We start from the raw sequence: 20,462 nt of genomic DNA, 5'->3' as shown, positions 1-20,462 counted from the left end.
CGCGGTTGCTTGACTTTCGTCAACTATGCGTCGATGAGCGCGAGCGCCCGGTACCTCTCCCGCGGCGGCTCGGCTCGCGCCGGTACCTGGATGCCCGTGGTGCGGCGGTAGAGCTCGTCGATCAGGGTGGTGGCGAGGTGCACGAGCTTCGCGATCTCGCGGTCGTCGCGGTCGACCCACTGGCAGCGCGGCTCGTCGGCGACGGGCACGAAGTCGTCGTGCTGCTCCCACGTCACGAGAGTGCGCTCGGCTCCGAGAACGTGCTGCTGCCACCAGACCTGGCGCAGATAGGTGCGAGGGATGCTGCGCCACGACTTATTGGTCGTCTTGATCTCCGCGAGGATGACCCGTCCCGCAGCATCCACCGTCACACCGTCCGGTGTCGCGAGGTGACGCTTCTCCACGACCGCATGGAACAGGGCGGACGAGGGCTGGATCCCGTGCGTCGCCGCCACCCACGCGGCGATCTCGGGCTCGCGCCGACGCCCGTGGTCGGTGTAGGCGTTACCGGAGAATCCGGAGCCCATGAGCTTCGCATCCGCGGCGCGCTTGATCGCGTTGGCGCTGGTGAGGGTGGCGACATCGGTGGCGGTGATCCCGCGCGAGCGTGCCCGCACCCATGCCACCCGGTCGCGCGAGTCCGCAACGATCCGGGCGGCCAGCTCGGGGCTGCGCGCGCTCAGTTCGGGGGACATGCGTTCGATGCTAACCCCGCCCTCCCGCCGCTTCCGCCTCGACCCGCCGCCAGATTCCGACCGCCCGCGCGTGTCGCGCCCTTACGCCGCCGCCACCGTCCAAAACGTACGTACTCGTCGAAACCGGATGTCCTTGCGCTCAACCAGGTGTGTGCTCGCCGAGAACGTACGTACTGGGCGTGGGGAGTGCGGGGGGTGGAAAACTGCTGCTCCACAGGGCGGGCGATCCGCTGGGTTGTCCACCGGGGTGGGAATCGGAGGGCGGTGGGGAGAGCGGATGCTTCACCCTCGACGCATGCCGCACCACATCACCGTTGCCGAGGCGCGCGCCGCGCTGATGACGCGAGTTCAGCTGGACGAGTCGGGTATGCGTGACTCGGACCTCCGACGCGCAACCCAAGCCGGCGTGTGGGTGCGCGTTCAGCGCAACCAGTACGCGGAAGCATCCCTTCTGAGCAATCTGTGGCCCGAGTCGAAGCACCTCGTCGCTGTTGTGGCCGCCTCGCGGGAGATGAGGGGAGGTGAGAGCGCGATCTCGCACTATTCCGCTGCCGTCGTGCACGGCCTTCCGCTTTACCGGCTCCAGCCCGCGCGCGTGCAGTCGACCTTGCTCGGGCACGCGCGTTCGTCCAGCCGCGGTGGCGCCATGCGGCACGAGGACACGCTCGGTGAGGACGACGTCACGACCGTGGGCGGAATTCGCTGCACCACGCTCGAGCGGACGGTGTTCGACATCGCCCGCACGCTGGGCTGGGAGGCGACCGTCGCCTGCGCCGACGCCGCTTTGCGCACGATCGCGATGCGTGAGCGCGAGTATGACCCCGACGTCGCTGCGGAATGGCGCGACCGCCTGCGTGAGCGGGCGGCCGGTGCTACGGGGCGAAGGGGGATTCGGCAAGCGCGGCGCATGATCGAGTTCGCCGACGGGAGGGCCGAGCTGCCCGGGGAGAGTGTTAGCCGCGTGCAACTCGTGCGTCTGGGGTTCACCGACCTCGACCTGCAGGTTGCCGTCCCCTCTCCGGCAGGCCGGAACTACGAGGTGGACATCGGGATCCAGCAAGCTCGCACGTTCTGGGAATTCGACGGAAAGGGCAAGTATGCGGATGCGGACAGCATCCGGGACGTCGTCCTGCGAGAGAAGCAACGGGAGGATTGGATCCGGGGCAAGACCCAGTGGCGCATGGTCCGTGGCGAGGATGCGCACATCGTTACTCCCGCCGCGCTCGCCAAGAGACTCGCCTCGTTCGGCGTCTACCCGCCCCGCTGAGCCTCTTCTCTCGCGCTTCCCGCCCAGTACGTAGGTTCTCGACGAACCCGCACACTTTGGGTTCCCCATAAGGGGTGGGTTCGCCCATTACGTACGTTTTCGGCGAGGGGGGCGGGCGGAGCGGGTGGAGGGGGCGAAGGGCGAAGGGGGAGGAAAGGGGGAGGCGGGCGGGATTTGGGGGGAGAGCGGGAAGGGGTTATATTGGTGGCAAGCCAAAGACCGCCGGTCATCGGCGTGCGCGCGAGCGCATGACGATCGAAGCAGCAGAAGCGAAGTCCGCAAGGACATCGTGGAAAGCGGACCTGCGCAGGTGTACGAACGACATCCCGATCGGGATCAACGCTCCGTGCTCTTGCGCCGGAGCGTTTTCTTATGCTGCGGGGAAGAACGGATGCTGCGGCCCGACGCCCGCTCCCGCGGAGCGTCTCGTACATCAAAGGAGTGGCCATGGCGCAGAAGGACGCATCGGTTGCCGAGCTCACGAAGCACTTCGAGGACTCGACCGCCGTTCTGCTGACCGAGTACCGCGGTTTGACGGTTGCCCAGCTCAAGGAGCTGCGTAACAGCATCCGTCAGGACGCGGAATACGCCGTGGTGAAGAACACGCTGACCAAGATCGCCGCGTCCAACGCGGGGGTCACCGGCCTGGACGACGACCTCAAGGGTCCGTCTGCCATTGCCTTCGTCCACGGTGACCCTGTCGCCGTCGCGAAGAGCATGCGGAACTTCGCCAAGGCTAATCCTCTTCTCGTGATCAAGGGCGGCTTCTTCGACGGCGCCTCCTTGACCGCAGAAGAGGTGAACAAGCTCGCCGATCTCGAGAGCCGTGAAGTCCTGCTGGCGAAGCTCGCCGGCGCGATGAAGGCCTCGCTGTTCGGCGCCGCCTATCTGTTCAACGCACCGCTCGCACAGGCCGTTCGCACGGTCGACGCGCTGCGTGAAAAGCAGGAGTCCGCAGCCTGATTCATTCAGGCGCGGTACGAATAACCCCGATCAAGGAGATAAATCATGGCAAAGCTCAGCACTGACGAGCTGCTCGACGCGTTCAAGGAGCTCACGCTCATCGAGCTCAGCGACTTCGTCAAGAAGTTCGAGGAGACCTTCGAGGTCACCGCCGCGGCTCCCGTCGCCGTTGCCGGCCCCGCTGCCGGTGGCGCCGCCCCCGTCGAAGAGGAAGAGGTCAAGGACTCCTTCGACGTCATCCTCGAGGCTGTCGGCGACAAGAAGATCCAGGTCATCAAGGTCGTCCGCGAGCTCACCTCGCTCGGTCTCGGTGAGGCGAAGGCCGTCGTCGACGGTGCTCCCAAGGCCGTCCTCGAGGGCGCCAACAAGGAGACCGCCGAGAAGGCCAAGGCCGCTCTCGAAGAGGCCGGCGCGACCGTCAACCTCAAGTAATCCCCTCTCGGGTCGGCGTCGCCTCGCGACATCGGCCTGAGAAACTCGAAGCCCCGGATGCTGTCAGCATCCGGGGCTTCGTCGTTCCGTCAGCGCGGGGGAGCGGTGGAGGCCCTCACCACGAGCTGCACCGGGATCGTCGAGCGCGCGGGGGCGGCGGCGTAATCGACCATCCCGAGGAGGATGTCCACGGCCTGCTCGCCCTGCGCGGCCGGGTGCTGCTCCACGGTGGTCAGCGCGAACATCTCGGCGTAGTCGTGGCCGTCGATTCCGACCACGCTCAGCTGCCCGGGCACGGTGATGCCCAGGCGCCGCGCCGCGATGATCGTGCCGATCGCGATCTCATCGCACGCGGCGACGATCGCCGTGGGGCGTCCTTCGACATCGGCGAGGAGGGCGGCCGCGGCAGCGTAGCCGTCGGTGATGGTCAGGGAGGCGTCGTGCGACCGGGCCGCAGCATCCAGCCCCGCACCCCGCATCGCTTGGCGGTAGCCCGCGATCCGGTCGGAGACGTCGTGCGCGGCAGGTTCGTCGGCGGGCGTCTCGCCGAGGAAGGCGATCGAGCGGTGCCCGAGGGCGAGCAGATGCTGCGTGATCATCCGTCCGATCGCGGTGTTGTCGATGCCCAGCGTGGCGATGTCGGTGAGCTCGTTGCCGATGCAGACCGTGGGCTTTCCGAAAGCCAGCAGCCGCTGGATGTCGTCGTCATCGGGTTCGAGGGCGACGGCGATGACGCCGTCGAACCGTTTGCGGGCGAGGAAGTGGCTGTACAGGCTCACGCGGTCGCGGGAGTCGGGTTCGGCGACGTAGAGGGTGAGGTCGTAGCCGCGCGGGATCAGGGTGCGCTCCACGCCCTCGATGATCGATCCGAAGTACCAGCGTTTGACGCGCGGCACGATGAGGGCGACCGTGTTGGTGCGCCCCGTCGCCAGGCTGACGGCACTGGTGGTCGGTACGTATCCCAGCGAGCCGGCGGCATCCTGCACGCGCCGGCGGGTCTCGTCCGAGACGTATCCGCCGCCCGTCAGGGCCCGGCTCGCGGTGGATTTCGACACCCCGGCCAGGCGCGCCACCTCCGCGATTCCGCTCACGCGTCCGCCTCCCTCATCTCCGGCGTCCCTGCCGCGGATGCGCGTCCGTGTGCATCCGATCGTCCACACCATAGTCGAGACGGCCCGGAAAGAGAACCGGTTCCACACGTCGCAGCCCAGCGCACCCGCGCGTGATCACGCTTGGTTATCGAGTTGTGATGATTGGACGTTGTGTCCACCCAGGATCTCGCTTACCGTGGTGTGGAATCGGTTCCCGAATGGAACCCGAGTGCGGGTGCAAGTCGTATCCGCGCCCTCGAAGGGGAGGAATCATATGATCAGCTCGCAGCGGCGCCGTGTCATCGCACCGATCGCGCTCATCAGCATTGCGGGACTCGCTCTCGCAGGTTGTGCCGAAGGCGGCTCGTCCGACAGCGGCTCGGCGGAAGGCCAGACGGTCGAGATCGCCGGCGGCATCACCGGTGTCGAGGCGGATGACCTGAACGCATCGTTCGAACAGTTCACCGCCGACACCGGCATCAAGGTCAACTACACCGGAGACAAGAGCTTCGAGGGAAACATCGTCACCAAGGTGTCCGGTGGATCTGCCCCCGACATCGCGATCGTCCCCCAGCCCGGTCTGCTCAAGGCCCTCGTCGAGACCGGTGAGGTTCAGCCGGCACCCGAGGCCGTCGAATCCAACGTCGACGAGAACTGGTCGCCCGACTGGAAGACGTACGGCACCGTCGACGACACGTTCTACGCGGCTCCCATGCTCGGCAACGTCAAGGGGTACGTCTGGTACTCCCCGGCGAGCTTCGCGGAGTGGGGCGTCGAGGTTCCCAAGACCTACGACGAACTGCTCACGCTCACCCAGACGATCCGCGACAAGACGGGCGCCGCTCCCTGGTGCGCCGGCTTCGCCTCGGATGCTGCCTCGGGATGGCCCGGCACCGACTGGATCGAGGACCTCGTCCTGCGTCAGTCCGGCGCCGACGTCTACGACCAGTGGGTCGCGAACGAGGTTCCCTTCACCGACCCGAAGATTGCTGACGCGTTCGACGCCGTGGGCGACATCCTCCTCAACCCGGAGTACGTCAACGCGGGCTACGGCGACGTGAAGAGCATCAACTCCACCGCCTTCGGCGACGTGGCCGCAGCTGTCGCCGACGGTCGTTGCGCCCTGACGCACCAGGCGAACTTCCTCTCGGCGAACTTCCTCGAGGCGAAGACCGCCTCGGGTGAGACCCCGGTGATCGCTCCCGACGGTGACGTGTACGCGTTCCTGCTGCCGGGCATCGAGGCCGACGGCGAGACCTACGTCGAGGCCGGTGGCGAGTTCGTCACCGCGTTCAGCGACTCCGACGCCACGCAGCAGGTGCTCGAGTTCATGTCGACCCCCGAGTTCGCCAACGCGCGTGTCGAACTGGGCGGCGTCATCTCGGCCAACAAGAACGCCGACGCGTCCCTCGCGTCGAGCGGCTTCCTCACCGAGGCGATGGAACTGCTGCAGGATCCTGAGACCGTGGTGCGCTTCGACGCATCCGACCTCATGCCGGCCACCGTCGGTAGCGGCTCCTTCTGGAAGGGCATGGTCAACTGGATCGACGGCCGCCCGACCGAGCAGGTGCTGAGCGACATCGAAGCGGGCTACAACAACTAGTCCTGATGCGGGCTACGCGTCGTGGGGATACCGTCCCCACGACGCGTAGCCCGCTCTGGACATTGCGAAAGGTATGACAGTGTCGCATACGCTTACTGCCCCGCCCGCGGCTCCGCCGGCGGATAAGAAACCTCTCCCGCCCGCGAACGACAGGCGCGCTGCGACGATCGGTGCGATCGTTGCAGCGGTCGTGTTCCTCGTGGCCGTCGTGCTGCTGTTCATCGCACCGGCCAACGACGATGCCCCGCCCACCTCGCTGGGCTTCTCGCTCAACAGCTTCTTCGTCTGGATCGGCAATCTGAACCCGCTGGTGCAGATTCCGATCGCGGTGCTGGTGTTCGCCGTCGTCGTGGCGTTGATCCTGCTCGTCATCGAGTTCGCGCCCCGTGCCGGTCGCGGCTACTTCTGGCTGCGCCTGGCCATCTGCTTCGGCGTGCCGGTGCTCGCGTTCATGCTGCTCCGGCCGTACCAGAACGCGGTGCTGTACGTCGTGGCGATCGCGCTGGCCCTCGGAGCTCTGCTCTTCACGCTCGATTACCGATCGCGCGCGGGAGCCGGTTACTTCTTCCAGCTCGTGACGTTCCTCCTGCCGGCGGCGATCCTGCTGCTCGTGGGCCTCATCTACCCCGCGATCTCCACGATCTACCAGTCGTTCTTCGACAAGACGGGCGACAACTTCGTCGGCCTCGAGAACTACATCTGGACCTTCACCAACCCCGAAGGCTTCTTCTCGGTCATCAACACCATCATCTGGGCGTTGTTCGCCCCGACGCTGTCGACCGCGATCGGCCTGGCCTACGCCGCGTTCATCGACCGGGCGCGCGGCGAGAAGATCCTCAAGCTGTTCGTGTTCATGCCCTTCGCGATCTCGTTCGTCGGCGCCGGCATCATCTGGAAGTTCGTCTACGACTACCGCCAGGGCGAGCAGATCGGTCTGCTCAACGCCATCGTCACCCTCTTCGGCGGTCAACCGATCGGCTGGCTCGACCAGCAGCCGCTCGTGAACACCTTCGCGCTGCTCGCCGTGTTCATCTGGACGCAGACCGGCTTCGCGATGGTCATCCTCTCCGTCGCCATCAAGGCGGTTCCGATCGAGCAGCTCGAAGCAGCGCAGCTCGATGGCACCTCCGCGTGGCAGCGCTTCATCAACGTCACCGTCCCGGGCATCCGGGCGTCGTTGATCGTCGTGCTGACCACGATCACGATCGCCTCGCTCAAGGTCTACGACATCGTCGCGGTCATGACCGGCGGTCGCTCGAACACCAGCGTGCTGGGCTTCGAGATGGTGAACCAGCAGCAGCGGTTCCAGAGCTTCGGTCACTCCTCGGCTCTCGCCGTGGTGTTGTTCCTGTTCGTTCTGCCGCTCATCGTCTACAACGCGCGCCAGATGCGCAAGCAGAAGGAGATCCGATGATCCCCGTGGTGGAAGCAAGCCCGGCCTACAGTGCCCGCGCTGCGCGCAAAGTCGCTCGCGAGACGCGGAAGAACGAGAACGAGGCCCACAAGCGGCTGACCTCCCGGACGGCCACGATCATCGCGATCATCATCGCGATCTTCTGGACGATCCCGACCTTCGGTCTGTTCGTCACGTCGTTCCGACCGGGATCGGATTCGCAGACCACGGGTTGGTGGACGGTCTTCACCAATCCCGGGTTCACGCTCGACAACTACTTCGACGCCCTGACGTCGGGGGGAACCGCCCTCACCCTGGGGGACTCGTTCATCAACTCCCTCGCGATCTCGATCCCCGCGACGGTCATTCCGATCGCCATCGCGTCGCTCGCGGCCTACGCCTTCGCGTGGATCGACTTCAAGGGCAAGAACCTGCTGTTCGTGTTCGTGTTCGCTCTGCAGATCGTTCCCATCCAGATGGCGCTCGTCCCGCTGCTCAGCCTCTTCTCGCGCGGGCTGACGATCAACGGTGTGGGAGTGTTCCCGGGCTTCGAGCTGCGCGACGTCGACCACAGCTTCGCGACGGTGTGGATCGCGCACGCGATCTTCGCTCTGCCGCTGGCGGTGTTCCTGCTGCACAACTTCATCTCGGAGATTCCGACCGAGGTGATCGAGGCCGCCCGGGTGGACGGCGCCGGTCACGGGCAGATCTTCTTCCGGATGATCCTGCCCCTGTCGATGCCGGCGATCGCGTCGTTCGCGATCTTCCAGTTCCTGTGGGTCTGGAACGACCTGCTGGTGGCGACGATCTTCGCGCCATCGTCATCGCTGCCGCTGACGCAGACGTTGAACTCGCTGTCGGGCTCTTGGGGAGACCGGTGGTATCTGCAGTCGGCGGGTGCGTTCATCTCGATCATCGTTCCGTTGATCGTGTTCTTCTCGCTGCAGCGGTTCTTCGTGCGGGGTCTGCTGGCCGGCGCAACGAAGGGCTGATCGGCTCACCGACAGAGGGGGCAGCATCCATTCTTCGGATGCTGCCCCCTCTGCGTGTGCGTCAGCGGGCGGGTGCGGGCCGGGCGTCAGCCCGCGCAGCCCAGCCGGTTCTGGATGCTCTTCATGGCGTCGATCTCGCTCGTCTGTGCGGTGATCATCGATTCGGCGACCGTGAGCACGCGCGCGTCGTCGCCGAGTTCGATGACCGCTTGAGCCATGGGGATCGCGCCCTCGTGATGGCGGATCATGAGGTCGAGGAAGAGGCAGTCGGCCGCGGTGCCGGTGGCGGAGCGGAGGTCGGCGAGCTGGGCGTCGGTGGCCATCCCCATCTCGTCGCGCAGCTGGGCATCCGTCGCAGCTTCGGCGTCGTGACCGTGCTCGGAGGAGGCGGCCATCCACGACATGAGTGGAGCACCCGCTTGGGGAAGACCCCACTCCACGAGCCACCCGTACATCTCGCCGCGCTGGGCGGATTGCGCCGTCGCGATGTCGTACGACAGGGTGCGCAACTCCTCGTCACCGGTCTTGCGGTAGATCTCCATCGCCATCTCGACGGCCTGGCTATGGTGCACCTGCATGTCGCGGGCGAAACCCGCCTCCGCCGACACGGTCGAAGGGCGCACGGGAGCGGCGGACGCACCGAAGGCCGTGAAGCGTCCGACGGCGAAAGCGACCGCGACGAGGGCCACGGCCACCAGAGCGACCAGTAACCAGCGCCGCGCCGGTCGGCCGGCGGTGTCGTCGCTCATGTCAGAGCTTGCCGGGCCCGTCGAGGGCGCCGGAGCAGGAGGCGCCGGGCTCGGGCGCATTCTGGTCGCGCCAGTACTCCTCGAAGAACTGCGAGATGCGGGGGTCGTCGGCCGCGTCGATCTTCAGCTGGTGGTCCCAGGCGCTCAGGACGATCGGCGAATCGAGTCCCTCGTACGGCGAGAGGATCGTGTAGGTCGACGGCAGGAAGGACTTGAGGGTGCTCAGCTGCTCGTCGCTCACCCGGGCGGCGTCGTAGGTCACCCAGACCGCGCCGTGCTCGAGGGCGTGCACCGCGTTCTCGTTCTGCTGCGGTTCGGTATAGACGCCGCAATTGAGCCAGACCGCGTTGTGGTCCCCACCCGCGGGCGGGGTCTGCTCGTAGGCGACCGTGCCCTCGACGTGGTTGTTCGTCAGGTCGAACGTCTCGACGCCGTCGATCTCGGCGCCTGTGCTGTCGCCCGCGGTGTACGTCGGGGCGCCCTTCGGCGCGAAGACGAACGAGGCGACGACGAGGGCAACGACCGCGACCGCGGCGGTGCCGCCGACGACCCACCAGACCAGCTTGCTGCGGCGGCGCTTGGCGAGCTGGCGCTGGTACTCGGCCAGCTTCTCCTGGCGCTTCTGCTCGCGCTGCTGCTTGACCGTCTGGTTGATCTGGGTCTGCTTGGCGGGGTTGCCGCTCGTGCGGCCGTTCTCAGGTGACATGTGCAGTGGCTCCGGGCTTCTGCTCGGGGGCGGGACGCGCCGACGTGGTGCCGACCGTCCCACCCTATGCGGGCGGATAGGAAACAGCCTGGGAAACCCTCGAACGGAGGCACGCGCACGGTGCGCCGCGCGGTTCGGTTCGCTAACATGGACACCGTCGCCCGAATCGATTCGATGGCATCCCTTCGTGCCGCGGCGACACCATCCCCTCGCACCCGCCCCCGGTTCTCCGGGGGCTCACCGACGTCTTGAAAACAGGATCCCTTGCTCGACACCGCCTCCATCCCCGTCGTCTCCCCGGGCGGCAAGCCCGCCGCCTCGGCGACCGGCGCCATCCGCACCCTCGGGTCGAACCCGGCGACCGCGCCGATCGTCCTGCACCCCGGGGATGCGATCACCCTCGGGCGGCGCGTGGTGCTCATCGTGCTGCTCGGCGCCCTGACGGCGCTCGGTCCGTTCACGATCGACCTGTACCTGCCGGCCTTCCCGATCCTGCAGGAGGACTTCCAGACCACGCAGGCCGCGATCCAGCTGACGCTCGCCGGCACCATGATCGGGTTCGCCCTCGGCCAGCTGATCGTCGGCCCGCTCAGCGACAAGGTCGGCCGGCGCGTGCCGTTGCTGGCGGTGACGGCCGTGCACGTCGTCGCAAGCCTCGTGGCCGCGTTCGCGCCGAACCTCGCCGTGCTGGGTGCCGCGCGGGTGCTGATGGGGATGGGGGCTGCGGCCGGTGGTGTGGTCGCGATGGCAATCGTGCGCGACCTGTTCGGTGGGCGCCGCCTGGTGGTCGTGCTCTCGCGCCTCGCTCTCGTCACCGGTGTCGCGCCCGTGATCGCCCCGCTCGTCGGATCCGCGCTGCTGCAGGTCGTGCCCTGGCGCGGCTTGTTCATCGTGCTGGCCGGGTACGGCGCGCTGATGCTGGTGTGCGCCCTCGTGCTGATCCCCGAGACGCTGCCGCCCGCGCGCCGGAGCGGCCAGGGGTCGACGACCGTGCTGCAGCGCTACCGCAGTGTCTTCAGCGACCGCGTGTTCGTCGGCGTCCTGTTTATCGGCGGGATGACGTTCAGCGGGCTGTTCTCCTACCTCTCGGCCTCCTCGTTCCTGTTCCAGGAGACCTACGGCTTCGACGCGCAGCTGTACGGCGTGCTCTTCGCGGTCAACTCGCTCGGCCTCGTGATCGGCAACCAGATCGCGGCGCGGTTGGCCGCGCGCTTCGGACCGCAGTGGGTGCTGGCGTTCTCGAGCTCGGCGCTCATCATCAGCTCCGCCGCCATCATCGCGGGCGACCAGCTGAACCTGGGCCTCTGGGGCACCGTCATCCCGCTCTTCTTCTTCATGACCGCGTGCGGGTTCACCTTCCCCTGCGTGCAGGTGCTGGCCCTCGACCGGCACGGGAAGGCGGCCGGTACAGCAGCATCCGTGCTCGGAGCCGCCAACTTCGGCGTAGCCGGCCTCGTCTCCCCGCTCGTGGGATGGCTCTCCGGATCTGCCGGCATCACGGCCACCTCGATGGCCGGGGTGATGTTCGGCTGCGCCGTCATCGGCGCCCTCGCGCTCTGGTTCATCGTGCGGCCGCGCACCGTCGCGCGGCTCGCGCCCTAGCCCCGCATCTTCGCCGCGACAAGCGGGGCGGATGCTGCCGCCACCGCTGGCTAGGCTGACCGGCATGAGCGACACCGGCGCACCCCCGAACGACAGCGACGGTGCCGACCACAGCGACGGTGCGGATGCGGAGCTGGCGCTGCTGCGCGCGGAGGCCGAAGCGGCGGAGGCGCGCCTGCGCCTGGCGCGGGCGGAGGCGGCGCGTGCCGCGGGCGGTGCGCCACCGGCAGGCGTTCCGGCTGAAGCGGCTCCCGCGCCGGCATCCGCCGGTCCCCTTGACGCTCCGGCCGCACCGGCGGGCGTTCCGGCTGAAGCTGCTCCCGCGCCGCCATCCGCCGGTCCCCTCGACTCCGAGCGGGTCGCTGCCATCGCGGCGGGCTACTCCTTCGACGGCCCGGTGCTCGAACTCGGCGCCCTCGTGAACGGCGAGGCGGTGGCGGCCGCCCAGATCCGCATCCCGCTCGCGATGACGAATCGGCACGGTCTCGTCGCGGGGGCTACAGGGACGGGCAAGACCCGCACCCTGCAGGTACTCGCGGAGCAGCTCTCCGCCCACGGGGTCGCGGTCTTCGCGGCCGACATCAAGGGCGACCTGTCGGGCGTCGCCACGCCGGGTGAGCCGAGCGACAAGCTGCTCGCCCGCACCGCCGGTATCGGTCAGCAGTGGACGCCCGAGGCCTTTCCCGTGGAGTTCTACGCGCTGGGTGGTCAGGGCAGGGGCGTGCCGCTGCGGGCGACCGTGTCGGGCTTCGGGCCGCTGCTGCTGAGCAAGGTGCTCGGACTGAACGCGACGCAGGAGTCGAGCCTCGGACTCGTCTTCCACTACGCCGATCGGAATGGTCTGGCGCTCGTCGACCTCTCGGACCTCCGCGCCGTGCTGAGCTTCCTCACGAGCGACGAGGGCAAGGCCGAGCTGAAAGAGCTCGGCGGCCTGTCGAGCGCCACGGCCGGCGTGATCCTGCGTGAGCTGATCACCTTCGCCGATGCCGGCGCCGACGTCTTCTTCGGCGAACCCGAGTTCGATGTCGCCGCGCTGCTGGCCACCGCCGCCGACGGGCGCGGTGTGATCAGCCTGCTGGAGGTGCCGGGCGTCGCCGATCAGCCGGCCCTGTTCTCGACCTTCTTGATGTACCTGCTCGCGGAGCTGTACGAACTGCTGCCCGAGGTCGGCGATGTCGACCAGCCCAAGCTGATGTTCTTCTTCGACGAGGCCCACCTGCTGTTCCGCGACGCGTCGAAGGACTTCATCGCCGCGATCGTGCAGACGGTGCGTCTCATCCGCTCGAAGGGTGTCGGCGTCTTCTTCGTCACCCAGACGCCCAAGGACGTACCCGGCGACGTGCTCGCCCAACTGGGCTCGCGCATCCAGCACGCCCTCCGCGCTTTCACCCCCGACGACACGAAGGCGCTGCGCGCCTCGGTGCGCACCTACCCCTCCTCGGGGTACGACCTCGAGCGGGTGTTGCAGGAGCTGAGTACCGGCGAGGCGATCATCACCGTGATGAGCGAGAAGGGCGCCCCCACCCCGGTCGCCTGGACGCGCCTGCGCGCACCGCAGGCGCTCATGTCGCCCACCCCCGACGAGCGGATCGACGCCGTGGTCGCAGCATCCCCGCTTTCCCAGCGCTATGGGGCCCCGATCGACCGGGAATCGGCGCGTGAAGTGCTCGCCGCCCGGATGAGCGCCGCGCACGCGGCCTTCGCCGCCGAGGAAGCGGCCGAGGAGCAGCAGAAGCTCGACGCGGCCGCGGCGAAACAGCGGGCCGCGGCCGAGAAGGCGAGGGCGGCGGCCGACAAGAAGGCGCAACAGGAGTACGAGCGGATGCTGCGGGCGACGTCCGGCTCCTCGCGCAGCCGCCGTTCGACTCCGCGCAGTCCGGTGGAGCAGATCCTCGGGTCGAAATCCGCCGACGCGTTGCTGTCGGGCGTCATCCGCGGGATCTTCGGCACGGGCCGCCGCCGCTGAGGCCACGAGCGCCGGGTGCACCCGCCCGCGTCAAGCCCCGGCGGCTCCGGAGGGCGCGAGCGTAGCGTCACCATCGTGACTGAACTGACGGCCCCGACCGGACGAGAACCCCAACTCACAGCGGTGCCCCACGCCGACGGTACGCCGCCGCGCGCGCTGGTCATCGGCGCGACCGGCTACCTGGGGGGACGCCTTGTGCCCCGGCTGCTGCAGGCCGGGTACCTGGTGCGGGTGTTGGCGCGCAACGCCTCTCGCGTGGCCGCTTTCGAGTGGGGCGCCGAGGTCGAGGTCGTCGAGGGCGACGCGACCGACCGGGCCGCCGTCGAGCGCGCCGTCGCCGATGTCGACGTGCTCTACTACCTCGTCCACTCGATGGCGGCGGGCGACGATTTCGAGAACACCGACCGGCGTGCAGCCCGCACCGTGGCGGATGCCGCGGCCGCAGCATCCGTGTCCCGCATCGTGTATCTCGGGGGCCTGCACCCCGACGATGCGCCCCTCTCGGCGCACCTGCGCTCGCGGGTCGAGGTGGGCGAGATCCTGCTCGCGAGCGGGGTGCCCACCCTGGTGCTGCAGGCGGGCGTCGTCATCGGTTCGGGGTCGGCGTCGTTCGAGATGGTGCGCCACCTCACCGATGTGCTGCCGTACATGCCCGCGCCGAAGTGGGTGCGCAACCACATCCAACCGATCGCGGTGCGCGACGTGCTGTACTACCTGCTCGGCGCCGCGCGCGTCGACCCGGAAGTGAACCGCGCGCTCGACATCGGCGGGCCCGACGTGCTGCGTTACGGACAGATGATGAACGGCTACGCGGTCGAGGCGGGCCTGCGCCAGCGCGCGATCGCCGCCCTGCCCGTGCTCACCCCGCGCCTCGCCTCGCACTGGGTGAACCTCGTCACCCCGATTCCGCGGGCGACGGCTCGCCCCCTGGTGGAGTCGCTGCAGAACGAGTGCGTCATGAAGGATCACGACGTCGACGACCTCATTCCGCCCCCGGACGGCGGTCTCACCCCGTATCGCACCGCGGTCGCGCTCGCTCTCGGTCGGGAGAAGAACGACACGATCGAGACGAGCTGGCAGGACGCCGAACTGTCGGGCGTGCCGAGCGACCCGCTGCCGAGCGACCCCGAGTGGGCCGGCCGCGTGGTGTTCGTCGACGCCCGCTCGGTCACGACGACCGCGTCGGCGGAACGCGTGTGGGCAGTGATCGCCGGTATCGGAGGCACCAACGGGTGGTACTCCTCACCCCTGTTGTGGTCGATGCGCGGTCTGATGGACCGGCTGGTCGGCGGCGTGGGACTTGCCCGCGGGCGTCGGAGCCGAGCGGTGCTCACCGTGGGCGACGCGCTCGACTTCTGGCGGGTCGAGGCGGTGGAGCCGGGGCGTCTGCTGCGACTGCGTGCCGAGATGAAGGTGCCCGGGCTCGCGTGGCTCGAGATGCGGGTGACCCCGGAGGGCACCGGCTCGCGATACGAACAGCGCGCGCTCTTCTTCCCGCGCGGCTTGGCCGGCCGGCTCTACTGGCTCGGCGTGCTGCCGTTCCACGGGCTGATCTTCCCGGGCATGGCCGCCCGCATCACCGCCGCGGCCGAATCCGCCGACCCGCCGCCGGCGCCGGACCTGGCCGCCGCGCCGGCTGATCGCTCGGGCGAACATAACTCCTCCACTTCGGGCGGCTGAGGCCGGGATCGGGCGGTTCGGGGGAGGTATCCGCCCGTGGTGGCGGAGTTGTGTCCGCCTGGCGGCGTCGACTTCTCCCGCGACGGTGTCCCCGGCGGACCCGGCGGCTGATCGCTCGGGCGAACATAACTCCTCCACTTCGGCCGGCTGAGGCCGGGATCGGGCGGTTCGGGGGAGGTATCCGCCCATGGTGGCGGAGTTGTGTCCGCTTGGCGGCGTGGACGTCTCCCGCGACGGTGTCCCCGGCGGAGCCCGCCGGCCGCGAGCGACGGCGTCGTAGGGTGAGAGGATGCACCCCACAGCGGCCGTGATCACCGTGTCGGATCGATCTGCGGCGGGCGAACGCCCCGACGAGAGCGGCCCGGTCGCCGCCGCAGCGTTGCGCGAGGCGGGCTTCCCGTGCGAGCCGGCGGCGATCGTGCCCGACGGCGCCGACAGCGTCGAGGCTGCCCTCCGGGCAGCTATCGACACGGGCGCCCGGCTGATCGTGACGACCGGCGGCACCGGCGTCGGCCCCCGCGATCTCACGCCGGAGGGCACCGTCCGTGTCGTGACGCGCGCACTGCCCGGCATCGCGGAGGAGCTTCGCCGGCAGAGCACCGCGGAGAAGCCCGCGGGCATGCTGTCGCGCGGTATCGCGGGAGTGGTCGACGGTGCGGGTGCGCTCGTGGTCAACCTGCCGGGTTCGCCCCGCGCCGTTGCCGCGGGAATGCCCGTGATCCTTTCGATCGCCGGTCACGTGCTCGATCAGGTCCGCGGATCGGACCACTCGTGAGCGCCGTCCGGATCGCCGCGATCTCGACCGAACCCCTCGACCTCGACGCGCATCTGAGCGCGGTCGACGACGCGGCCTCCGGTGCCCAGACGAGCTTCGTCGGGCGGGTGCGGGACAACGATCCGGATGCTGCGACCGCCGTGGTCGCCCTGGAATACTCCGCGCACCCCGACGCCGAAGCGGCGTTGCGCGCGCTCGCCGAGCGTGCCGCCGAGGCCACCGACGCGATCGTCGCGGTGAGTCACCGGATCGGCCGACTCGAGGTCGGCGATGCGGCCGTGATCGTGGCCGTGTCCTCCGGGCACCGCGCGGCGGCGTTCGAGGTGTGCCGCGCCATCATCGAGGCCATCAAGGTGGAGCTGCCGGTGTGGAAGCGCCAGGTCGAGGCCGACGGCACCACCGCCTGGAAGGGTCTCGGCGGGTGACGAGGGCCTCACGGCCGGCAATCGAGGAGACGCGATGGAACGTGTGACGGGCATCGGCGGATTGTTCTTCCGCTCAGACGATCCCGACGGGCTGACCCGGTGGTACACCGAGATGCTGGGCGTGGACCCCGCCCCCACCGCCTACGGCGAGCCGTCCTGGCAGCAGAGCGCCGGACCCACCGTTTTCGCGGCGATGTCGCCGGAATCCGAGCACTTCACGGGCGGGCGCGCCTGGGCGGTCAACTTCCGCGTCGCCGACCTCGATGCCATGGTCGCGCAGCTGCGGGAGGCAGGAGTCCTGGTCGTGGTCGATCCGGCGTTCTATCCGAACGGGCGCTTCGCCGACCTGCACGACCCGGAGGGCAACCCGATCCAGCTCTGGCAGCCGGCGGGCCTCGACGCGGCCGACTGACTCGCCACCGGTTGAGAGCGCGACCCGGGCGGACCCTCGTTCAGCCGCCGGCGAAGGGGGGCAGCACGTCGACCGTCGCCGCCGGGGTGAGCGCAGCATCCGTGTCGACCCGCAGGCCGTCCACGAGCACAGCGCACCGCGGCAGGATCTCGCCGACCGTCGGGTGGTCGGCGGCGATACCGGCGCGCAGGGCGAAGACGGATGCTTCGTCCCGCTGCTCTTCGTCGGTACCCGCGCGCTCGGCCGCGGCCGCGAAATAGCGCACTCGCACGCTCATTCCGGGCGCATCCAGTCGCCCGATCGGCCGCCGGTCTTGGCGACGATGCGCAGGTTCTCGATGACGGAGGTGCGATCCATGCCCTTGACCATGTCGACGATCGCGAGGGCGGCGACCGACACGGCGGTGAGGGCTTCCATCTCCACCCCGGTGCGGTCGGCCGTCTTGACGGTCGCGGTGATATCGACGCCGTGCTCGGTGATCGTCAGATCGACCGAGGCGGCGTGCACGCCGATCACATGGGCGAGAGGAAGGAGCGTGGGTGTGGCCTTAGCCGCCTGGATGCCGGCGATCCGGGCCACGGCGAGCACGTCACCCTTGGGGGCGGTGCCGTCGGTGAGCGCGGCGATCACGTGCGGTGCGCACCGGACGAATCCCCGGGCGGTGGCGCTGCGCACCGTCGGGGTCTTCTCGGTGACGTCGACCATGCGCGCGTGGCCCGCGCTGTCCAGGTGGGTGAAGCTCATGACACCAGCATGACATCGACCGCATCGCCCACGGCGACCTCGTCGATGTCGGCGGACACGATCGCGAACGCCTGAGCGCGGGCGAGGCCCCCGGCCAGGTGCGAGCCCGAGCCGCCGGCGGTCGCGGGCCGCACCGTGCCGGCGTCGGGATCGACGATGGCGGGAAGGTACTGTCGGCGCCCGGGCGGGGTGCGCCACGAGACCGCCGCGGCCAAGGTCATCGTGGGGCGCGTGATCACGGCGCGTCCCTGCAGTTGCAGCAGCGTCGGACGCACGAACACCTCGAACGACACCGCGACACTCACCGGGTTCCCCGGCAGGCCGAACACGAGGGCGCCGCTGGGCAGCATCCCGAACGCCTGCGGTTTGCCCGGTTGCATGGCGACCTTCGCGAACTCGATCGGTCCGCCCTCGAACGCGCCGCGCACGGGTTCGAAGGCGCCCGCGCTCACACCGCCGGTGAAGACGATGACGTCAGCGCCCGCGGCTTCGGCGTCGCGCGTGACGCGCAGCACCTCGCCCGGGTCGTCGCCCACCCGCGCCGCGAGCACCACCTCGGCGTCGGCGTCGACAACCAGACCGGCGAGGAGGGGTCCGTTCGAATCGGGGATGCTGCCGGCGCCCCCGGTCTCGTCGGGGCCGCGCAGTTCGCTGCCCGTCGACACCACCGCGACCCGCGGTGCACGCACGACGGTCACGTGGGTGACGCCGGCGGCGATGGCGGCGGCGACCTGGAACGGTCCGAGCCGGGTGCCGGGAGCCATGACCTCGTCGCCGGTGCGCAGGTCGCCGCCGCGGCGCCGCACGAAGACGCCCTCGTGGTGCGGAGCGCTGACGACGACGACGTCGTCGAGGCCGCCGGACAGTCCCGCGGCCGTGTCTTCGAACGGCACGATCGTGTCGGCGTCGGTGGGGACGGGGGAGCCCGTCATGATGCGGGCCGCTTCCCCGGCCGCGAGGGGCGGATCCAGGGGAGTGCCGGCGGGGAGGTCGGCGACGACCCGCAGGGTGACGGGTGCGTCGGGCGCAGCATCCGCCACATCCGCGAAGCGCACCGCGAACCCGTCCATCGCGGAGTTGTCGAAGACGGGGATGTCACCCGCGGCCAGTATCGGCTCGGCGAGCGTGGCCCCGCGTGCCGAGATCACGGGCACCGCAGCGGCCGGGAGGACACGAGTCGTGGCGAGGATGCGGCCGAGCTGCTCCTCGACCGAACGCAGGGCGCTCACGCGGGCACCGCCGCGCGCAGCGGGATCTCGCTCTGGCGCGCCCGGAGGGCATCGATCACCACGACGCGGCCGAGCAGGGGCTCACCGACGCCGGTGATGAGCTTGATGACCTCGGTTGCGAGCAGGCCGCCGACCTGCAGGCAGAGGGAGCCGAGCACGCCGACCTGTTCGCACGTGGGCGTCTCACCGGTGCTGCCGAGGGGATAGAGGTCGCCGAGGCGCACCGGGGAGAAGCCTGGCGGCGGAGCCGACCAGAAGACGGTGGCTTGCCCGGCGAACTCCTGTACGGCTCCCCAGACGACGGGGATGCCGAGCTGCTCGGAGGCCATCGCCACCGCCTCACGGGTGTCGAAGGTGTCACTGCCGTCGACGATCACGTGGGCGTTCGCGAACAGCCGTGCGGCGTTCTCGGGCGTGAGGCGCTCGGCGACGGGGATGACGCGCGTGAGAGGCGAGAGGTCGGCCGCCGCGCGCACCGCGGAATCGACCTTGCGCTGCCCCAGGTCGCCGATGCGGTGCAGCACCTGGCGCTGGAGGTTCGACCCATCGACGACGTCGTCGTCGATGACCGTGATCTCGCCCACCCCGGCCGCGGCCAGCGCGAGGATCACGGGCGAGCCGAGCCCGCCGGCTCCGACCACGACGACGCGGGCTGCGGCGAGGCGCCGCTGGCCCTCGTTGCCGATCCCCGCCAGCACCGCGTGGCGTGCCGTGCGGATGAGCTCGGTCGGAGCGAGGGCGTCGATCGGTTCGACGAGCGGATTCATGCCCTCAGGCTAAACCGCGTGCGCGCCCCTGCGCCCAGAACGTACGTAGTCGGGGCGACCGCCTCGAGGTTGCGCCCAGCGCTGGCGCGTGGTGACCGCCCCGAGGTGCGCCCAGAACGTACGTACTCGTCGAGAACGCACGTTGCCGGGCGCGGTAGAGGGTGGGTTCGCCGAGTACGCACGTTTTCGGCGAGATGGACGGGGGTAAGGGCGAGCGGGGAGGCTGCGCACGCGCAGGTCGCGCGGTCTCCGGGGGCCGGCGTACCGAACTCAGGAGAACCGGCGCACGACTCCGCTCAGGGGTGGCCCGGGGCGGCGCCTGGACGGGGTTTTCCTGCATTCGGTACGGGGAGTGCGCGCCCTGCGCCCGAACGGACGTAGTCGGGGTGGCCGCCTCGAGGTTGCGCCCAGAACGCACGTACTCGTCGAGAACGCACGTCGCCGGGCGCGGTAGGGGGTGGGTTCGCCGAGTACGCACGTTTTCGGCGAGATGGACGGGGTGCGGACGGGGCAGGGGAGGCGCAGGTGCGGAGGATGAGGCGCGTTATGTACGCAGATGCGGATGCTAGCCTCAACCCATGCAGAGCTACCGCATAGCGCAGGCCGCCCGGCTGCTCGGGGTGAGCGACGACACCGTGCGCCGGTGGGTGGACCAGCAGGTGCTGCCGGTGACCGACGCGAGTCCGGCGGAGATCCCCGGGGATGCCCTCGCCGCTCACGCCATCGAGCTGGCGGCCACGCCGGGCGATCCGCTCGACGGGATCTCGAGCGCGCGCAACCGCTTCCCGGGCATCGTGACGCGCGTGCAGATGGACGGCGTCATGGCGCAGGTCGACCTGCAGGCCGGGCCGCACCGCGTCGTGTCCCTCATGTCCGCCGAGGCGGTGACCGACCTTGGGCTCGAGGTCGGCTCCTTCGCCGTCGCGGTCGTCAAAGCCACCACCGTCATCGTCGAAACCCCCCGGAGCTGA

General features: G+C 69.4%; 21 protein-coding genes. 13 read left to right on the top strand and 8 right to left on the bottom strand.

Features of this window, described 5'->3' with window-relative positions:
• Positions 1 to 23: 23 nt before the first annotated feature.
• Positions 24 to 695: a YqaJ viral recombinase family protein gene (locus ACFXP5_RS14860; RefSeq protein ID WP_394545338.1), complete on the bottom strand. Its 672-nt coding sequence runs from the start codon at positions 693 to 695 to the stop codon at positions 24 to 26.
• 295 nt (positions 696 to 990) lie between these two features.
• On the opposite strand from ACFXP5_RS14860, the gene ACFXP5_RS14855 reads away from it, so the two are divergent.
• The 3 genes from ACFXP5_RS14855 to rplL all read left to right on the top strand — a co-directional run bounded on the left by ACFXP5_RS14855 (position 991) and on the right by rplL (position 3,357).
• Entirely contained in the window at positions 991 to 1,962 is a 972-nt protein-coding gene (locus ACFXP5_RS14855) for a hypothetical protein (protein WP_394529185.1), read from the top strand.
• A 447-nt stretch (positions 1,963 to 2,409) separates the two neighbouring features.
• A complete protein-coding gene (gene rplJ / locus ACFXP5_RS14850) occupies positions 2,410 to 2,925 on the top strand; it encodes a 50S ribosomal protein L10 (protein ID WP_394529184.1) in 516 nt (171 codons plus the stop codon).
• 45 nt (positions 2,926 to 2,970) lie between these two features.
• Positions 2,971 to 3,357 (top strand): 50S ribosomal protein L7/L12, encoded by a 387-nt coding sequence (gene rplL, locus ACFXP5_RS14845; RefSeq protein WP_394529183.1) that lies wholly within the window; start codon positions 2,971 to 2,973, stop codon positions 3,355 to 3,357.
• Between the two features lie 89 nt (positions 3,358 to 3,446).
• On the opposite strand, the gene ACFXP5_RS14840 is transcribed toward rplL, so the two are convergent.
• Complete coding sequence (locus ACFXP5_RS14840) at positions 3,447 to 4,448, bottom strand: LacI family DNA-binding transcriptional regulator (protein WP_394529182.1); 1,002 nt, start codon at positions 4,446 to 4,448, stop codon at positions 3,447 to 3,449.
• Between the two features lie 274 nt (positions 4,449 to 4,722).
• Here ACFXP5_RS14840 and ACFXP5_RS14835 point away from each other — a divergent pair, with 274 nt between their 5' ends.
• The 3 genes from ACFXP5_RS14835 to ACFXP5_RS14825 all read left to right on the top strand — a co-directional run bounded on the left by ACFXP5_RS14835 (position 4,723) and on the right by ACFXP5_RS14825 (position 8,436).
• Entirely contained in the window at positions 4,723 to 6,051 is a 1,329-nt protein-coding gene (locus ACFXP5_RS14835; protein WP_394545336.1) for an ABC transporter substrate-binding protein, read from the top strand.
• A 79-nt stretch (positions 6,052 to 6,130) separates the two neighbouring features.
• On the top strand, positions 6,131 to 7,465 hold the full coding sequence (locus ACFXP5_RS14830) for a carbohydrate ABC transporter permease (protein WP_394529180.1): 1,335 nt from the start codon (positions 6,131 to 6,133) through the stop codon (positions 7,463 to 7,465).
• Positions 7,462 to 8,436: a carbohydrate ABC transporter permease gene (locus tag ACFXP5_RS14825; RefSeq protein WP_394529179.1), complete on the top strand. Its 975-nt coding sequence runs from the start codon at positions 7,462 to 7,464 to the stop codon at positions 8,434 to 8,436. Before ACFXP5_RS14830 ends, ACFXP5_RS14825 begins: the two co-directional genes overlap by 4 nt.
• Before the next feature lie 86 nt (positions 8,437 to 8,522).
• Here the strand turns inward: ACFXP5_RS14825 and ACFXP5_RS14820 are convergent, their stop codons facing one another.
• Together ACFXP5_RS14820 and ACFXP5_RS14815 are read right to left on the bottom strand one after the other, a co-directional pair.
• Positions 8,523 to 9,185 carry a DUF305 domain-containing protein gene (locus ACFXP5_RS14820; protein WP_394545334.1) on the bottom strand — a complete coding sequence of 221 codons (663 nt, stop codon included), beginning with the start codon at positions 9,183 to 9,185 and terminating at the stop codon, positions 8,523 to 8,525.
• Between the two features lies 1 nt (position 9,186).
• Positions 9,187 to 9,891: a DUF3105 domain-containing protein gene (locus tag ACFXP5_RS14815; RefSeq protein ID WP_394529177.1), complete on the bottom strand. Its 705-nt coding sequence runs from the start codon at positions 9,889 to 9,891 to the stop codon at positions 9,187 to 9,189.
• 264 nt (positions 9,892 to 10,155) lie between these two features.
• On the opposite strand from ACFXP5_RS14815, the gene ACFXP5_RS14810 reads away from it, so the two are divergent.
• The 6 genes from ACFXP5_RS14810 to ACFXP5_RS14785 all read left to right on the top strand — a co-directional run bounded on the left by ACFXP5_RS14810 (position 10,156) and on the right by ACFXP5_RS14785 (position 16,751).
• The gene (locus tag ACFXP5_RS14810) at positions 10,156 to 11,493 is read left to right on the top strand and encodes a multidrug effflux MFS transporter (protein ID WP_394545332.1); all 1,338 of its coding nucleotides are present in this window, start codon (positions 10,156 to 10,158) and stop codon (positions 11,491 to 11,493) included.
• A gap of 64 nt (positions 11,494 to 11,557) precedes the next feature.
• Positions 11,558 to 13,459 (top strand): helicase HerA-like domain-containing protein, encoded by a 1,902-nt coding sequence (locus tag ACFXP5_RS14805; RefSeq protein WP_394545330.1) that lies wholly within the window; start codon positions 11,558 to 11,560, stop codon positions 13,457 to 13,459.
• Positions 13,460 to 13,534: 75 nt separating this feature from the next.
• The gene (locus ACFXP5_RS14800; protein ID WP_394545328.1) at positions 13,535 to 15,139 is read left to right on the top strand and encodes an SDR family oxidoreductase; all 1,605 of its coding nucleotides are present in this window, start codon (positions 13,535 to 13,537) and stop codon (positions 15,137 to 15,139) included.
• Between the two features lie 289 nt (positions 15,140 to 15,428).
• Complete coding sequence (locus ACFXP5_RS14795; RefSeq protein WP_394545326.1) at positions 15,429 to 15,914, top strand: MogA/MoaB family molybdenum cofactor biosynthesis protein; 486 nt, start codon at positions 15,429 to 15,431, stop codon at positions 15,912 to 15,914.
• A complete protein-coding gene (locus tag ACFXP5_RS14790) occupies positions 15,911 to 16,339 on the top strand; it encodes a molybdenum cofactor biosynthesis protein MoaE (protein ID WP_394545324.1) in 429 nt (142 codons plus the stop codon). The genes ACFXP5_RS14795 and ACFXP5_RS14790 overlap by 4 nt, the downstream gene beginning before the upstream one ends.
• Positions 16,340 to 16,373: 34 nt before the next feature.
• Complete coding sequence (locus ACFXP5_RS14785; protein WP_394545322.1) at positions 16,374 to 16,751, top strand: VOC family protein; 378 nt, start codon at positions 16,374 to 16,376, stop codon at positions 16,749 to 16,751.
• 40 nt (positions 16,752 to 16,791) lie between these two features.
• Here ACFXP5_RS14785 and ACFXP5_RS14780 read toward each other — a convergent pair whose 3' ends face one another.
• Genes ACFXP5_RS14780 through ACFXP5_RS14765 form a run of 4 tightly spaced genes read right to left on the bottom strand, consistent with a single transcriptional unit; the run spans position 16,792 to position 19,491 of the window.
• Positions 16,792 to 17,028: a MoaD/ThiS family protein gene (locus ACFXP5_RS14780; protein WP_394529170.1), complete on the bottom strand. Its 237-nt coding sequence runs from the start codon at positions 17,026 to 17,028 to the stop codon at positions 16,792 to 16,794.
• Positions 17,025 to 17,495 (bottom strand): cyclic pyranopterin monophosphate synthase MoaC, encoded by a 471-nt coding sequence (gene moaC / locus ACFXP5_RS14775; protein WP_394545320.1) that lies wholly within the window; start codon positions 17,493 to 17,495, stop codon positions 17,025 to 17,027. The genes ACFXP5_RS14780 and moaC overlap by 4 nt, the downstream gene beginning before the upstream one ends.
• Positions 17,492 to 18,724, bottom strand: a complete 1,233-nt coding sequence (locus ACFXP5_RS14770) for a molybdopterin molybdotransferase MoeA (protein WP_394545318.1) — start codon at positions 18,722 to 18,724, stop codon at positions 17,492 to 17,494. Before ACFXP5_RS14770 ends, moaC begins: the two co-directional genes overlap by 4 nt.
• Positions 18,721 to 19,491 (bottom strand): HesA/MoeB/ThiF family protein, encoded by a 771-nt coding sequence (locus ACFXP5_RS14765; protein ID WP_394545316.1) that lies wholly within the window; start codon positions 19,489 to 19,491, stop codon positions 18,721 to 18,723. Before ACFXP5_RS14765 ends, ACFXP5_RS14770 begins: the two co-directional genes overlap by 4 nt.
• A 578-nt stretch (positions 19,492 to 20,069) precedes the next feature.
• Between ACFXP5_RS14765 and ACFXP5_RS14760 the strand changes: the two genes are divergently transcribed.
• Complete coding sequence (locus tag ACFXP5_RS14760) at positions 20,070 to 20,462, top strand: TOBE domain-containing protein (RefSeq protein ID WP_394545314.1); 393 nt, start codon at positions 20,070 to 20,072, stop codon at positions 20,460 to 20,462.

Source organism: Microbacterium hanjuni (assembly GCF_043556395.1).
Taxonomy (GTDB): Bacteria; Actinomycetota; Actinomycetes; order Actinomycetales; family Microbacteriaceae; genus Microbacterium.
The sequence above is the reverse complement of the archived record's forward strand: the minus strand, read 5'-3'. Positions and strand labels throughout refer to the sequence as shown.